General features: G+C 69.1%; 13 protein-coding genes and 2 tRNA genes. 14 read left to right on the plus strand and 1 reads right to left on the minus strand.

Annotation, left to right across the window (positions count from 1 at the left end; genetic code table 11):
• The first annotated feature begins 261 nt into the window (after positions 1-261).
• The 9 genes from ACFWGP_RS03620 (at position 262) to ACFWGP_RS03660 (ending at position 8,917) form a co-directional block, all read left to right on the plus strand.
• Complete coding sequence (locus ACFWGP_RS03620) at positions 262-1,893, plus strand: ABC transporter substrate-binding protein (protein ID WP_231431133.1); 1,632 nt, start codon at positions 262-264, stop codon at positions 1,891-1,893.
• A 95-nt stretch (positions 1,894-1,988) separates the two neighbouring features.
• Complete coding sequence (locus ACFWGP_RS03625) at positions 1,989-3,083, plus strand: ABC transporter permease (RefSeq protein ID WP_231431132.1); 1,095 nt, start codon at positions 1,989-1,991, stop codon at positions 3,081-3,083.
• A gap of 1 nt (position 3,084) precedes the next feature.
• A complete protein-coding gene (locus ACFWGP_RS03630; RefSeq protein WP_231431131.1) occupies positions 3,085-4,158 on the plus strand; it encodes an ABC transporter permease in 1,074 nt (357 codons plus the stop codon).
• A complete protein-coding gene (locus ACFWGP_RS03635) occupies positions 4,155-5,852 on the plus strand; it encodes an ABC transporter ATP-binding protein (protein WP_231431130.1) in 1,698 nt (565 codons plus the stop codon). Before ACFWGP_RS03630 ends, ACFWGP_RS03635 begins: the two co-directional genes overlap by 4 nt.
• Complete coding sequence (locus tag ACFWGP_RS03640; protein WP_231431129.1) at positions 5,852-6,706, plus strand: ATP-binding cassette domain-containing protein; 855 nt, start codon at positions 5,852-5,854, stop codon at positions 6,704-6,706. The genes ACFWGP_RS03635 and ACFWGP_RS03640 overlap by 1 nt, the downstream gene beginning before the upstream one ends.
• A complete protein-coding gene (locus tag ACFWGP_RS03645; protein WP_376930141.1) occupies positions 6,703-7,656 on the plus strand; it encodes an NAD(P)-dependent oxidoreductase in 954 nt (317 codons plus the stop codon). Before ACFWGP_RS03640 ends, ACFWGP_RS03645 begins: the two co-directional genes overlap by 4 nt.
• Positions 7,657-7,744: 88 nt before the next feature.
• Positions 7,745-7,817 (plus strand) — tRNA-Asn (locus tag ACFWGP_RS03650).
• A 54-nt stretch (positions 7,818-7,871) separates the two neighbouring features.
• The gene (locus tag ACFWGP_RS03655; protein WP_376930142.1) at positions 7,872-8,615 is read left to right on the plus strand and encodes an AzlC family ABC transporter permease; all 744 of its coding nucleotides are present in this window, start codon (positions 7,872-7,874) and stop codon (positions 8,613-8,615) included.
• Positions 8,612-8,917 (plus strand): AzlD domain-containing protein, encoded by a 306-nt coding sequence (locus ACFWGP_RS03660; RefSeq protein ID WP_231431127.1) that lies wholly within the window; start codon positions 8,612-8,614, stop codon positions 8,915-8,917. Before ACFWGP_RS03655 ends, ACFWGP_RS03660 begins: the two co-directional genes overlap by 4 nt.
• Before the next feature lie 65 nt (positions 8,918-8,982).
• On the opposite strand, the gene def is transcribed toward ACFWGP_RS03660, so the two are convergent.
• On the minus strand, positions 8,983-9,549 hold the full coding sequence (def, locus tag ACFWGP_RS03665; protein ID WP_376930143.1) for a peptide deformylase: 567 nt from the start codon (positions 9,547-9,549) through the stop codon (positions 8,983-8,985).
• A 40-nt stretch (positions 9,550-9,589) separates the two neighbouring features.
• On the opposite strand from def, the gene ACFWGP_RS03670 reads away from it, so the two are divergent.
• The 5 genes from ACFWGP_RS03670 to ACFWGP_RS03690 all read left to right on the plus strand — a co-directional run bounded on the left by ACFWGP_RS03670 (position 9,590) and on the right by ACFWGP_RS03690 (position 14,638).
• Positions 9,590-10,507 (plus strand): DMT family transporter, encoded by a 918-nt coding sequence (locus tag ACFWGP_RS03670; protein ID WP_231431125.1) that lies wholly within the window; start codon positions 9,590-9,592, stop codon positions 10,505-10,507.
• Between the two features lie 156 nt (positions 10,508-10,663).
• Positions 10,664-11,911, plus strand: a complete 1,248-nt coding sequence (locus tag ACFWGP_RS03675; protein WP_231431124.1) for a glycosyltransferase — start codon at positions 10,664-10,666, stop codon at positions 11,909-11,911.
• A gap of 10 nt (positions 11,912-11,921) precedes the next feature.
• A tRNA-Ile gene (locus ACFWGP_RS03680) sits at positions 11,922-11,995 on the plus strand.
• 265 nt (positions 11,996-12,260) lie between these two features.
• On the plus strand, positions 12,261-12,815 hold the full coding sequence (locus tag ACFWGP_RS03685) for a TetR/AcrR family transcriptional regulator (protein WP_231431123.1): 555 nt from the start codon (positions 12,261-12,263) through the stop codon (positions 12,813-12,815).
• Positions 12,812-14,638, plus strand: coding sequence for an alpha/beta fold hydrolase (locus ACFWGP_RS03690; RefSeq protein ID WP_376930144.1), 1,827 nt, complete (start codon positions 12,812-12,814; stop codon positions 14,636-14,638). Before ACFWGP_RS03685 ends, ACFWGP_RS03690 begins: the two co-directional genes overlap by 4 nt.
• Positions 14,639-14,671 lie beyond the last annotated feature (33 nt).

Genomic DNA, 14,671 nt, shown 5'->3' on the forward strand with positions numbered 1-14,671 from the left:
GTTATGCATCGGTATTCCCGAACAGTGGAGTCGTGCCGAGTGCCGCGGATGCATCGGCCGATGCGCGTGGAACAGCGGAATCCGGCGTCCTGAGTGGCATCACGCCGATCCGTTGCGCGGAAGATTGCAGATCAATAAACATTGCGGGCGAGGGAGGCCCGCCAATGCGCCGCGACCGGTCCGTGTGCTAACTCTGGGATACGAGAACGCGCCGTGGACGCCGCGGTGCGCTTCAGTCCTGACAGGAAGAGGTAGACGGATATGACATCCGCATCCAAGAACGGACGCCGCGCGCTCATCGCGGCTGCCGGGCTCTCGGTCGCCACGCTCGCGTTGGCCGGCTGCTCGGCCGGCGGCGGCGACAACGGCGACGGCGCCTCGGGCAGCACGATCACCGTCGGCACCACCGACAAGGTCACCGCGCTCGACCCGGCCGGCTCGTACGACAACGGTTCGCTCGCGGTGCAGACGCAGGTGTTCCCGTACCTGCTGAACACCGACTACGAGAGCACCGACGTCGTGCCCGACCTCGCCGAGAGCGCCGAGTTCACGGCGCCCACGGAGTACACGGTCACCCTTCCGGCGGGGCTCAAGTGGGCCAACGGCAACGACCTCACGTCGTCCGACGTGAAGTTCTCGTTCGACCGCCAGCTCAAGATCGCCGACCCCAACGGCGCATCGAGCCTGCTCTACAACCTCGACTCGGTCGAGACGCCCGACGACACCACCGTCGTGTTCCACCTCAAGGCGGAGAACGACCAGGTCTTCCCGCAGATCCTGACGAGCTTCCCCGGCGCCATCGTCGACGAGGAGTCGTTCTCGGCCGACGCGCTGACGAGCGACGACGACATCGTCGCGGCGAACGCGTTCGGCGGCCCGTACGCGATCAAGAGCTACGACTTCAACAACCTGATCTCGTTCGAGAAGAACCCGAACTACAAGGGCCTGCTCGACCCGGCGGCGACCGACACGATCAACCTGAAGTACTACGCCGACTCGTCGAACATGAAGCTCGACGTGCAGGAGGGCGGCATCGACGTCGCCTACCGCAGCCTCTCGGCGACCGACATCGACGACCTCAAGGGCAACGACAAGGTCAAGGTCGTCGACGGCCCCGGCGGTGAGATCCGCTACATCGTCTTCAACTTCGACACCCAGCCGTACGGTGCGAAGACCGCCGAGGCCGACCCGGCCAAGGCGCTCGCGGTGCGTCAGGCGCTCGCCGACCTCATCGACCGCGACGCGCTGAGCGAGCAGGTCTACAAGGGCACCTACACCCCGCTGTACTCGTACGTCCCCGAGGGCCTGGCCGGCGCGATCGAGCCGCTGAAGGACCTCTACGGAGACGGCCAGGGCGGCCCCGACGCCGAGAAGGCGAAGGCGACGCTCGAGGCGGCGGGAGTCGAGACCCCGGTCGAGCTGCACCTGCAGTACAACACCGACCACTACGGTCCCGGCTCCGGCGACGAGTACGCGCTCATCAAGGACCAGCTCGAGGCGGACGGCCTGTTCAAGGTCGACCTCCAGTCCACCGAGTACGTGCAGTACTCGAAGGACCGCGTCGCCGATGTGTACCCGGCCTACCAGCTCGGCTGGTTCCCCGACTACTCGGACGCCGACAACTACCTCACGCCGTTCTTCCTCATCGAGAACTTCCTGAGCAACCACTACGCCAACCAGGAGGTCAACGACCTCATCCTCGAGCAGGCCGTGACGCCCGACCCGGCAGCACGCACCGCGCTCATCGAGGAGATCCAGAACAAGGTCGCGGCCGACCTGTCGACCGTGCCGTTCCTCCAGGGTGCGCAGGTCGTCGTGACGGGCACCGACATCGACGGGGCCATCCTCGACGGCTCGTTCAAGTTCCGGTTCGCGCCCCTCACCAAGGGCTGAACCGCCGGATAGAGTCGCTTCAGCGATGAAACGGGTGGCCCGCTCATGCGTGAGCGGGCCACCCGACTTCGAGACCCACCCCCGATAGGCGAACATTGACCTCAACGACGACGGCCCCCGCCACCGGCGCCGAGTCCGCACCGAAGCGATCCAAGAGATCCTCGGGCGGTCCCAGCCTCGGCCGCTACATCATCATCCGGGCACTGCTCATCATTCCGACGGTGTTCATCCTCGTGACGCTGGTCTTCCTGCTGATGCGCACGACCGGCGACCCCATCACCGCGAAGTTCGGCGGGCAGCTGCCACCCGACCAGCTCGCCGAGCGCATCCACGCCGCGGGCTTCGACCGGCCGCTCTTCGTGCAGTACTTCGAGTACCTCGGCCAGTTGCTCACGGGCGACTTCGGCACCACGCTCACGAACAACCGCCCCGTCACCGAGGTGCTCTTCACCTACGGCGCCGCCACGATGGAACTCGCGTTCTACTCGCTCATCGTCGCCTTCCTGATCGGCATCCCCGGCGGCCTCATCGCCGCCTACTTCCGCGACAAGGGGCAGGATGCCTCGCTCCGCGTCTTCGCGATCCTCTGCTATGCGACGCCCGTGTTCTTCTCGGGCCTCCTGCTGAAGCTCGTGTTCTCGGTGTGGCTCGGCGTGCTCCCGGTGAACGGGCGCGCCTCGACGGGTGCGACGATCGCGATCGAGACGCTGCCGAATCCGACCGGGTTCTACACGATCGACGCCCTCATGACCGGCGACCCGGCCGTGCTCGGCGACGTGCTCGCGCACGCCGTCCTGCCCTCGATCGCGCTCGGACTCCTGACGGCCGGCATCTTCCTGCGGCTCGTGCGCACGAACGTCATCGGCACCCTGTCGACCGATTACGTCGACGCGGCGCGTTCTCGCGGTGTGAGCGAGTACCGGCTCGTGCGCAAGCACGCGTACCGCCCGGCGCTCATCCCGATCATCACGGTCATCGGCCTGCAGATCGCGCTCCTCCTCGGCGGCGCGGTGCTCACCGAGACGACCTTCGAGTGGAAGGGCCTGGGCTTCATGCTCGCCGAGTTCCTGAAAGCGCGCGACTTCGTCGCGGTGCAGGGCATCGTCGTGCTGCTCGCCGTGATCGTCGCGCTGACGAACTTCATCGTCGACATCATCGCAGCCTTCATCGACCCGAGGGTGAGGTACTGAGATGACCACGGCTTCCATTCCCGCGGTGCCGAAGCGGCGCCTGCGCGACCGCCTGCCGGTCGTCCACCAGCTGCGGCAGAGCGTCGGCCTGCAGCGCGGCATGCTCGTCGCCGGCCTCGTGATCACGGCCCTGTTCGTGCTCACGGCCCTGCTCGCACCGGTCATCTCGCCGTACGGCTTCGCGCAACTGCGTGGGCCCGACGGCCGGTTCGGCGCGCAGCAGCCGCCATCCGCCGAGCACCTGCTGGGCACCACCTCGGGCGGCTTCGACGTCCTGTCGCGCGTGCTCTGGGGCGCCCAGACGGCGTTGTTCGTCATCATCGTCGCCGTCGTGTGCTCGCTGTTCATCGGCGTGCTGCTCGGCCTCGTCTCGGGCTACTTCGGCGGCTGGTTCGACCGAGTGCTCGTCGTCGTGTGCGACGCGATCTACGCCTTCCCGTCGCTGCTGCTCGCGATCTCGCTCTCGATCGTGATCTCGGGCGGTCAGTCGAGCCTCTGGGGTGGCATCCTCGCCGCTGCGCTCTCGATCACCGTCGTCTTCATCCCGCAGTACTTCCGGGTGATCAGGGCCGAGACGGTCCGCATCAAGGCCGAGTCGTACGTCGAGTCGGCGAAGGTGCTCGGTGCGCCGCACGCGCGCATCATGTTCCGGCACGTGCTGCGCAACGCGACCCGAACGCTGCCGCTCATCTTCACGCTGAACGCCTCGGAGGCGATCCTGACGCTCGCCGGCCTCGGCTTCCTCGGCTTCGGCATCGAGCCGACCGCAGCGGCCGAGTGGGGCTACGACCTCAACAAGGCCGTGGCCGACGTGACGAGCGGCATCTGGTGGACCGCCCTGTTCCCCGGCCTCGCGATCGTGCTCGCCGTGCTCGGCATCACGCTCGTGGGCGAGAGCCTCAACGATCTCGCCGACCCGCGCCTGCGCGGCCGTCGGCGAGTCGCCCAGTCCGCCGGCGAAGTCGCCGAGACCTCGGTCGTACCGGGCGGCACGCTCGTCGCCGGCCCCGGCGGCCTGCGCGGACTCGAAGACGAAGCCACCTTCGACGAGCACGGAATCGAGGTCGAGCGATGAGCACGACGAACACGGTCGTCAGCATCGAGCGCCTCGGCGTCTCGTTCTCGACCGACGCGGGCGCCGTGAAGGCGGTCGACGATGTCACGCTGAGCGTCGAGCGCGGCGAGGTGCTCGCAATCGTCGGGGAGTCCGGCAGCGGCAAGACCGTGACCGCGAAGACGATCCTCGGGCTGCTGCCCGAGACGGCGACCGCGAGCGGCGCGGTGATCCTGTCGAACAAGGCCGGCACGGGCAAGCACGACATCGTGTCGGTGTCGAAGCGCAAGCTCCGCGACATCCGCGGCGCCGATGTCGCCATGGTCTTCCAGGAGCCGTCGACTGCGCTGAACCCCGTGTACACGGTCGGCTGGCAGATCATCGAGGGGCTGCGCGCCCACTCCGAGATCTCGAAGAAGGACGCGCGTGCGAAGGCGATCGACGTGCTGCGCCGGGTCGGCATCCCCGACCCCGAGACGCGCATCGACCACTACCCGCACCAGTTCTCCGGCGGTCAGAAGCAGCGCATCGTCATCGCGATGGCGCTCGTGCTCGACCCCGGGCTCATCGTGGCCGACGAGCCGACGACGGCCCTCGACGTCACCGTGCAGGCCGAGATCCTCGACCTGCTCCGTCGCTGCCGTGACGAGTTCGACATGGGCATCGTGCTGATCACCCACAACATGGGCGTCGTGGCCGACCTCGCCGACCGCGTCGCCGTGATGTACCAGGGCAAGGTCGTCGAGCAGGCGACCGCCGAGCAGCTGTTCGCGGATCCGCAGGACGACTACACGAAGGCCCTGCTCGCGGCGGTGCCGTACGTCGGCACCGGCACCGCGAAGACCGCGGCCCGCGCTGCGGCCCGGCCCGAGGGCTGGGCCGAGGGGACGCCCGTCGTCGAGGCGAAGGGGCTCGAGATCGCGTATCCGGGCCGATTCGGCCGCCAGGGGTTCCGCGCGGTCAACGGCGTCGACTTCGTGATCCGCCCGGGCGAGGTGCTCGGCCTCGTCGGCGAGTCGGGCTCCGGCAAGACGACGATCGGTCGCGCGATCGCCGGCCTGACGAAGGTCACCGGCGGATCGCTCAGCGTGCTCGGCCACGAGATGAACGGCATCCGCGAACGCGAGTTCCGGCAGGTCCGCAGCCGCATCGGCTTCGTCTTCCAGGACCCGGCGTCGAGCTTCAACCCGCTGCTCACGATCGCGGAGTGCGTGGCCGAACCGCTCGTCGTGCACGGTCGCGCGCAGAACGCGGCCGACGCGCGTCACCGGGTCGACGAACTGCTCGAGGCGGTGCAGCTGCCGCGCGCCTACGGCGACCGCTACCCGCACGAGCTCTCGGGCGGACAACGCCAGCGCGCGAGCCTCGCTCGAGCGCTCGCACTCGAACCCGAGCTGCTCATCGCCGACGAGCCGACGAGCGCGCTCGACGTCTCGGTGCAGGCGCGCGTGCTCGAGCTCTTCGACGAGCTGCAGCGCGAGTTCGGCTTCGCGTCGCTCTTCATCAGCCACGACCTCGCGGTCGTCGACCTGCTGGCCGATCGCATCGCGGTGCTCTATCGTGGGGAACTCGTCGAAGAGGGGACGGGCGCCGAGGTGCTCGGCGCTCCGCGCGATCCCTACACGCAGCGGTTGCTCGCCTCCCTGCCCGTGCCCGATCCGGGTGCCCAGGCCGAACGTCGAGAGGAACTGCGCCGGCTCCGGGAGGCAGACTGATGCACCGCAACGCGCACGGCTATCCGGTCGTGCTGAGCGATCTGTCGATCGAGTACCCGGCGCACGGCGCGAGTCCCGCGCACGTCGCGTTGCACGGCGTCTCGCTGACGGTCGCGCCGGGGGAGGTGCTCGGCCTCCTCGGCAGCGCGGGCAGCGGCAAGTCGACCCTCGCGAAGGTGCTCTCCGGCGTCGCCCTCGAGCCGCGCTCGGCCGAGGTGCGGCCGGTGATCACGGGCGGCGAGGCGACCGTGCTCGGGCACGGCCTGCGCCGCCTGCCCAAGCGCAAGGTCTCGGAGTTCCGGTTCCACGTCGGCTATCTCGCTCAGGACGCCTCCTCGACGCTGCCCTCGGATCGCAGCGTCGCGGAGATCATCGGCGGCCCCATCCTCGAACGAGATCACCGGTACAACCGGAGGGCCCTCGCGACGCGCGTCGCGACGATGCTCGACGGGGTGCGCCTGCCGCTCGGCATGCTCGAGAAGTACCCGTTCGAGCTGTCGAGCGGACAGCGCCAGCGGGTGGCACTCGCCCGCGCGCTCGTGCTCGGTCCGTCGCTGCTCATCGCCGACGAGCCGACGGCGGGCATCGACCTCAGCGTGCGCGACGTCGTGGCTCAGCTCATCGGCGATCTCAGCGACCACCACACCTTCTCGGCGGTGATCATCAGCCACGACCTGCCGGTGCTGCGCAGCACCGCGGATCGCATCGCCGTGCTCGATCGTGGCGAGCTCGTCGCGATCGGCACGATCGACGAGGTGTTCGACGATCCGCGGCATCCGTACGTGATGGCGTTGGCCGGCGCGCTCGACGACGGTCACGCGATCACCGACGACCTGGCCGAGCCGCTGGCATGACGGATGCCTCGGGCGCGCGCCGCTCGGGCACGTCGATCGCCGTCGTGCCCGAGGCGGCCCCCGAACTCGTCGCGGCCGTCGAACGCGCGGGCGGGGTCGTCGGGCCGCTCGACGAGCGCACCCGGGGCATCGTGTGGAGCGCCTCGTCGGGCGGCGACGACCTGGCCGAGGTGCTGCGCCGGGCGCCGGGCGTCGAGTGGGTGCAGCTGCCGTGGGCCGGGGTCGACGGATTCGCCGACGTGCTCGCGGCCGTCCGCGGCGACGGCCGCACCTGGACGAGCGGCAAGGGCGTCTACTCGCGACCGGTCGCCGAACACGCGCTGACCCTGACGCTCGCGGCGCTTCGACGCCTTCCTCGGCGAGCCCGGGCCGTCGAGTGGCGTCGCGACGAATCGAGCCGGAGCCTGTTCGGCGCGGACGTCGTCGTCATCGGCGCCGGCGGCATCACCGCGGCGCTGCTGCGGCTGCTCGTGCCCTTCGGGGCACGGGTGTCGGTCGTGCGCCGTCGTGCCGGCGACCTCGAGGGTGCGGCGCGAACCGTGACGACCGATCGGCTCGTCGAGGTCGCGGCCGGCGCCGGTGTCCTCATCGTGGCGGCGGCCCTCACCGACGAGACCCGCGGGCTGGTCGACGCCGACGTGCTCGCGGCGCTGGCGCCCGGTGCGGTCGTCGTCAACGTCGGCCGCGGGCCGATCATCGACACCGACGCGCTCGTGACCGCGCTCGCCTCGGGCCACCTCGGCGGGGCGGGCCTCGACGTGACCGATCCCGAGCCGTTGCCGGTCGGGCACCCGCTGTGGTCCGCGCCCGACTGCCTCATCACGCCGCACGTGGCCGACGCGCTCGCGACGACCCCCGCCCTGCTCGCCGAGCGCGTCGAGCACAACGTGCGCGCGTTCCTCGGGGAGGGCGAATTCGACGGGGTCATCGACCTCGATGCCGGGTACTGACCCGCCCGTCCCTTTCATCCGGTCCGAGGCATCCTCGAATTGGGAGACTGGCCGACGGTTTGCTAGAGTAACGGTGCTGAACAAGCGATCCTCCATAGCTCAATTGGCAGAGCAATCGGCTGTTAACCGATAGGTTCTTGGTTCGAGTCCAAGTGGGGGAGCAAGCGAAAGGCCGCCCGGTGTCCGGGCGGCCTTTCTTCTCTTCGGGAGGCGGCGTGGACGAGCGGGCGGAGGCTTCGGCTGCCGCGGCCGTCGACGCCGCTCGACGCGGGGCGATCCGAGACGGCTTCGCCGTCGGCATCGCGACGGCGGTGTACGGCATCTCGTTCGGAGCCCTCGCGGTCGCCGCGGGGCTCGACGTCTGGCAGACGTGCTTCCTCAGCCTGGTCATGTTCACGGGCGGCTCGCAGTTCGCGCTCGTGGGCGTGCTCGCCTCCGGCGGCGTCGCGGCCGGAGGGTCGGCGATCGCGACGGCGGCGATGCTCGGCATCCGCAACGTCGTCTACGGCATGCGCATGAAGCCGGTCGTCGACGCACCGCACGACGGGCACCGTTCGAGCCTCTGGCGCACGATCGCCGCGGCGTGGATCACGATCGACGAGTCGACGGCGGTCGCGCTGGCGCAGACCGACGATCGCGCCGCGCGCGTCGGATTCTGGGTCACGGGGATCGTCATCTTCATCGGATGGAACCTGACGACCTTCCTCGGCGCGCTCATCGGCGACGCGCTCGGCGACACGAGCGCCTACGGCCTCGATGCGGCGGCCGCAGCCGCGTTCCTCGGCCTGCTCTGGCCGCGCCTGAAGCGGGTGCAGGCCGGCGCCGTCGCCGTCGGCGCCGCGGTGGTCGCGACGATCGCGACCCCCGTGCTCATGCCGGGGCTCCCGGTGCTCGTCGCGGCCCTCGTCGCCGTCGTCGTCGGCTGGTTCGACCTCTTCTCGAGGAAGCGGGCGGCATGACCACGTGGCACATCATCCTCATCGCCTCGGCAGCGACCCTGGCCCTGAAGCTGTCGGGGCACCTCGTGCCCGCGGGCTTCCTCGAGCGCGAGCGTCCGGCGCGCATCGCCGACCTCCTCACGGTGGCGCTCCTCGCCGCGCTCATCGCGGTGCAGACGCTCGGCGCGGGCCAGCAGATCGTCGTCGACGCGCGCGTCCCCGCGCTCATCGTCGCGGCCGCGCTCTACGCGCTCAGGGTGCCGTTCGTGATCGTCGTGTTCGTCGCCGCGGCCGTCGCGGCGGGCATCCGCGCGTTCACCTGACGGGATGCCTCGGGCGACGCCCGCGTGCGCGACCAGCATGCCGCACGAGGCATCCCTCGCGTCGTTCAGCCCTCGAGATCGTCGACCCCGGGCATCCAGGACACGCCCGGCCGGCCCCATCCGAGCTTCTTCGTGATCTTCGCCACGATCTTGCGGTCGGGGTACGACAGCCGGTCGGTGTAGAGGGTTCCGTCGAGGTGGTCGTACTCGTGCTGGAAGATGCGGGCGAGCCATCCGTGCGCGTCGATCTCGAACTCGTCGCCGTCGAGATCGGTGGCGCGCAGCAGTGCACGATCGGCACGTCGCAGCCCGAACCGCTCGCCGGGGAACGAGAGGCACCCCTCCGACTCCTCGTCGAGGTCGGGGTCGCCGGGAGGGGGCGGCGAGATGAGCAGTTCGGGATTGATGGCGACGCCCCGCCAGCGGTTGCCCTCCTCGTCGACCCAGCCGTACGTGAAGAGGCGGAGGCCGACGCCGACCTGCGGTGCGGCGAGGCCGACGCCGGGCGCCGCGTCCATCGTCTCGAACATGTCGGCCACCAGGCGGCGTACCTCGTCGTCGATCGTCTCGACGGGTTTCGCGGGGGAGTGCAGCACCGGATCACCGGAGATTCGAATGGGGAGCACGGCCATTCGGCAAGGATATCGGGCGGTGAGCAGGTAGGGTCGTTGCGTGAACCCCGACCTGAGCGACCTCGCGGAGCAGATCCCGCTCGACCCTCAGACGTTCATCGGCATCCCGCTCGCGCTGATCGGCGCCGTCTTCCTCTCGCTGGGTGCGCAGTTCCAGCACCGGGGCGTCGTGAAGGTCGAGTCGCACACGAGCGACACGCTCGGCAAGGGGCTCGACCTGCGGCAGCTCGGCCTGCTGCTCGCCCGTCCGTCGTGGGTGCTCGGCACGCTCATGCTCGGGCTCGCGATCGTCTTCCAGCTCGCGAGCCTCAAGTTCGCGCCCATCATCGTCGTGCAGCCGCTCGGCGCGATCGGGCTCGTGATCACGTCGATCGTGAACTCGCGTGTGAATCACGTGAAGCTCAATCACAAGTCGGTGATCGCCATCATCATGTGCGTCGGCGGCGTGTTCCTGTTCGTCGGCGTCGCCGCGTTCACCGCGGTCGACAAGCCCGTGACCGACGCGCAGCTGATCATCATCCTGCTGATCCTGCTCGTGGTGCTCCTGGTCGCACTCGTCACGTTCATCTGGTTCCGAAAGCGGATCCGGGCGATCTACTACGTGATCATGGCCGGCGTGCTCTACGGCTTCGTCGCCACGCTCGCGAAGGTCGTGCTCGGCGCGATCGAGCAGGGCGGGTTCGGCTGGCTGACGGTGCTCTGCATCATCGGACTGCTGTCGGCGACGGCGCTCGGCGCGTACTTCGTGCAGAACGCCTACGCGTCGGGCCCGCCCGACCTCGTCATCGCCGGTCTCACCGTCGTCGACCCGCTCGTCGCGGTCGTCATCGGCATCGCGGTGCTCGGCGAGGCCTCGCAGGCGCCGCCGTGGGCGATGGTCGTATACGTCCTCGCCGGTGCGATCGCCGTGTGGGGCGTGTTCCGCCTCGCGAAGAACCACCCCCAGACGCGTCTCTGAGGCGCGCGCAACCCGAACTTCCGACCCGCCGCCGGGCATCCGTCAGGGTGCGCTGCGTAGACTATGGTCGGATTCAGTCCGCCGCGCTCATCGCCTGCGCCGCGGTACTCGACGGGACCGACCGTCCTGCCCAAGAACTGTGAGGAACCACGACCCGTGTCTGACACCCCCGGTGCGAGTACGCCCGCTGGCGCCACGCCCGACCGCCCCCTCAAGATCCTGATCGGCGCCGACACGTTCGCTCCCGACGTCAACGGTGCGGCGCGATTCGCCGAGCGCCTGGCTGCGGGGCTCGTCGAGCGCGGGCACGAGGTGCACGTCATGGCGCCGGCCGCGAGCCGCAAGCACGGCACCTGGAAGGAGGTGCACGAGGGGCAGGAGCTCACGGCGCACCGCCTGCTCAGCTGGCGCTGGTACCCGCACGACTGGCTTCGGTTCGCGCTGCCGTGGCGCATCAAGCAGAACAGCGCCCGGGTCATCGACGAGGTGAAGCCCGACGTCGTGCACTTCCAGTCGCACATCGTGGTCGGCCGGGGGCTCTCGATCGAGGCCGAGAAGCGCGGCATCCGCATCATCGGCACCAATCACTTCATGCCCGAGAACATGCTCGAGTTCACAATGCTGCCGAAGGCATGGCAGGAGTGGGCGACGGGTCTCGCCTGGCGGGCGGCACGACGTTCGTTCGGGCGGGCCGAGGCGGTCACGACGCCGACCCGCAAGGCCGCGCGCTTCCTGGAGGAGCACACCGGCCTCGAGGGCGTGCACGCGATCTCGTGCGGCATCGACGCGCACAAGTACTCGCCGAACTGGGAGCCGCGCACCGAGAACCGCATCCTCTTCGTCGGCCGCGTGACGGGCGAGAAGCAGATCGACGTGCTGCTGCGCGCGGCCAAGCTGCTGCCTGCAGAGCTCGACGTGAAGGTCGAGATCGTCGGCGGCGGCGACCAGCTGAAGAACCTGCAGCACCTCGCCGTGGAACTCGGCATCGCCGACCGCGTCACGTTCACGGGTCGGGTCACCGATGAGGAGCTGCGCGACGCGTATCACCGCGCCACGGTGCTCGCGATGCCCTCGATCGCCGAGCTGCAGTCGATCGTGACGATGGAGGCGATGGCTTCGGCGCTGCCCGTCGTCGCCGCGAACGCCATGGCCCTGCCGCACCTCGTGCACGACGGCGAGAACGGCTACCTGTTCGAGCCGTCGAGCCCCGAAGACCTCGCGGCGAAGCTGCGGAAAGTGCTGGAGGCGCCCGAGGCCGAGTTCCGCGCCCTGAAAGAGGGGTCGATCCGGCTCATCGCCGCGCATGACATCCAGCGCACCATCTCGACGTTCGAGAGTCTGTATCGTGGGAGGCCGGTGACCGATCCGGTCACCGACATCGCGCCGGCCGCATCCTCGGAGTGATCCGGCGCGCGGGGCGGTAGCTCAGCTGGTCAGAGCAGTGGACTCATAATCCATCGGTCACGGGTTCAAGTCCCGTCCGCCCTACCTTAATCGACATGATCAGGGTTTCTTGCCTCGAACAGAGGGGAGGGACTGGCATTCGCGCTTGTCCGCCGAGTGTTCGGTCGAGCGCGCCATGGTGGTGCGTCTGGTGCGGTGGTCGGCCGGACTCGACCGGTCTGGCAGCACTCTCGACCTGTCCGGCACTCCTGGGCCTTCTCTCGGCGATTGCAGAAAATATGTAGACCGGTCTATTATTTACGTCATGGCATCCAAAGGAGACCTGACGAAGGCACGGCTCGCAGCATCCATGCTCGAGCTCATCCAGACCAACGGCTATAGCGGCACCGGCCTGAACGCGGTGACTGAACATGCTGCAGCCCCCAAGGGCTCGATCTACTTCCACTTCCCCGACGGGAAGGAGGGCTTGGGGGTCGCAGCGGTCGAACTCGCCGAGAAGCAGTTCGAGACGCTGATCGTGGAGGCGGCAGGGTCCGAGGGCGGTGCGGGCAAGGCCGTTCGCGCCGCGATCGAGACGCTGACGGCCATCGTCAGCGACAGCGGCTTCCGACTGGGATGCCCGGTCTCCGTCGTCACCCTGGAGATGGGCGCGGAGAGCGAGCGACTGCGGCATGCCTGCGCCACGGCCTTCGAATCGTGGATCGCCCCGACGTCTGCGCTGCTCGAGGCCAACGGCATCGACGCCGTGGACGCCCGGTCCCTGGCGACGGTCGTCGTCTCGACGATCGAGGGGGCGGTCATCGTCTCTCGGGCCATGCAGAGCACACAGCCCCTGATCTCAGCCGCCGACGTCGTGGCAGAGCTCATCGACCAGCGCTGCCAGGCCGTTGGCGGGGCGCGATGACACCGCATGAGAACTCCCGTCACGCCTTGGTCTTCGGAGCTTCGGGACTGGTCGGCCGGCACCTCGTCCTGACCCTTGCCGAGGCGGGTGCGAACGTCACGGCGGCAGTTCGGACTGCAGAATCCGGTGCGCGTGTCGAGCGATGGCTCAGGAAGCACGGCGTGACACGGAACATCAGCACGACGATCGTCGACTTCGATGCTCCTGAGATCGTCGCGGGAGGCCCATTGACGCTCCCGTTCGTCACCGAGATCCACAACTGCGCCGGGACCTACCGATTCGGGATGACCGCCCACGAAGCACGCAGCGCGAACGTCGGCATCGTCGAGAAGTTGCTCGACTTCGCAGAGGGCCTCCCTCACCTGCAGCGCGTCGTCCACATCTCGGGCTACCGCGTCGGCGGACAGGACCCCACGACCGTCCCCTGGTCGGACGACCACCGCGCCGCGGCCTACAAGGAACTCGGCGCCTACGAAGCGTCGAAGGTGGAATCGGACGCGATCTTCCAGGCCCGAGCCCTGGAGCGTGGACTTCCCTGGACCATCGTCAATCCGTCCAGCGTGATCGGCGACAGCCTGACCGGAGAGTCCGATCAGCACATCGGACTGGCCAGCACGATCGAACAGATCTGGGACGGCAGCGCGGCCGCGCTGCCCGGCGGCGAAGCGACCTTCCTCCCGGTCGTCACGGTCGACTATCTGGCGGCCTTCATGGCGGCGGCAGCCATCGATCCGTCCGCTGCGGGCAAGGCCTACTGGGTGCTCGACGACGACACCCCGCCGCTGGCGGAGCTGCTCACGCACGTCGGCCGGCATCTCGGTGCGAGAGTCCCGCCGGTGCGGATCCCGGTCGGTGTCATCCGACGGCTCCCGCAGCGGATCACCAAGGCAGATCCCGAAACACTCACCTTCATGTCCGCCGACCGCTATCCGACAGAGCCCGCCATCGAGCTCGCCGACCGACACGGGATCCCGATGCCCGATGTGCGGGTGTCCCTCGAACGGTGGGCCGACTACCTGGCCGCGCATCGATTCGGCGCCGTGACGACCGACGGGCGTCGATTCGTCGACGCCGGCGGCGTGAGGACATTCGAGCTGGGCGTGCCCGGGTCCAGCCGGGTACTCCTTCCCGGCTTGCCCGTCAACGCAGACACGTGGGCCGAAGTGGCGTCGGTCGTCGGCGCGCGGGTCGTTGACCTTCCCGGACTCGGCCTCAGCGGTGGAACAGGCATCCGAGACTGGGAACAGTGGCTTCCCGCTGTGCTGGGTGGGAGGCCTGCTGACGTCGTCGGCCATTCCATCGGCGCTGCTGCCGCAGTGGTCGCGGCCGACCGGTACCCGGCGCAGGTCGAGTCCCTCACGCTGATCGCACCATTCTTCCTGCAAACCCCGATGCGCGCGTCGGCGAGACTGCGCCCGCTCGTGCGCACCTACTTGCGACACACCGACCCGGCACGGCTGTCGCACCGGCTGACCGGATCGGACGCGAGCGCGGCCGCGCTCGAATCCAGCGTCAGCGACCTCCGACGACGCAGCGCCAAAAGGGCAGCCGAGCAACTCAGTCGTGCGGGATCGACGCAGTGGCGGGCCGAACTCGTGGAAGCGCTCGGTCGGTTCAGCGGCCCGGTCCGCATCATCACGGGAAGCGATGACCCCCTCACCCCCGCCGCGGTCGAACAGCTCGCAACGCGTACGAACGTCGAGCTGATCTCGGTAGCGGGCGCCGGGCACCATCCGCAACTGACCCACCGCGATGCTCTCGTCGAGCTGCTCAGGTCGACGCCCGCATCGACAATGCAGGCCAGGAGGCGACTGCCGGCCTGATGCAGTGGCGACGTCAGCTCCACGGACACCCCG

The organism is Agromyces sp. NPDC127015, assembly GCF_042725165.1.
GTDB classification, from domain to species: domain Bacteria; phylum Actinomycetota; class Actinomycetes; order Actinomycetales; family Microbacteriaceae; genus Agromyces; species Agromyces chromiiresistens.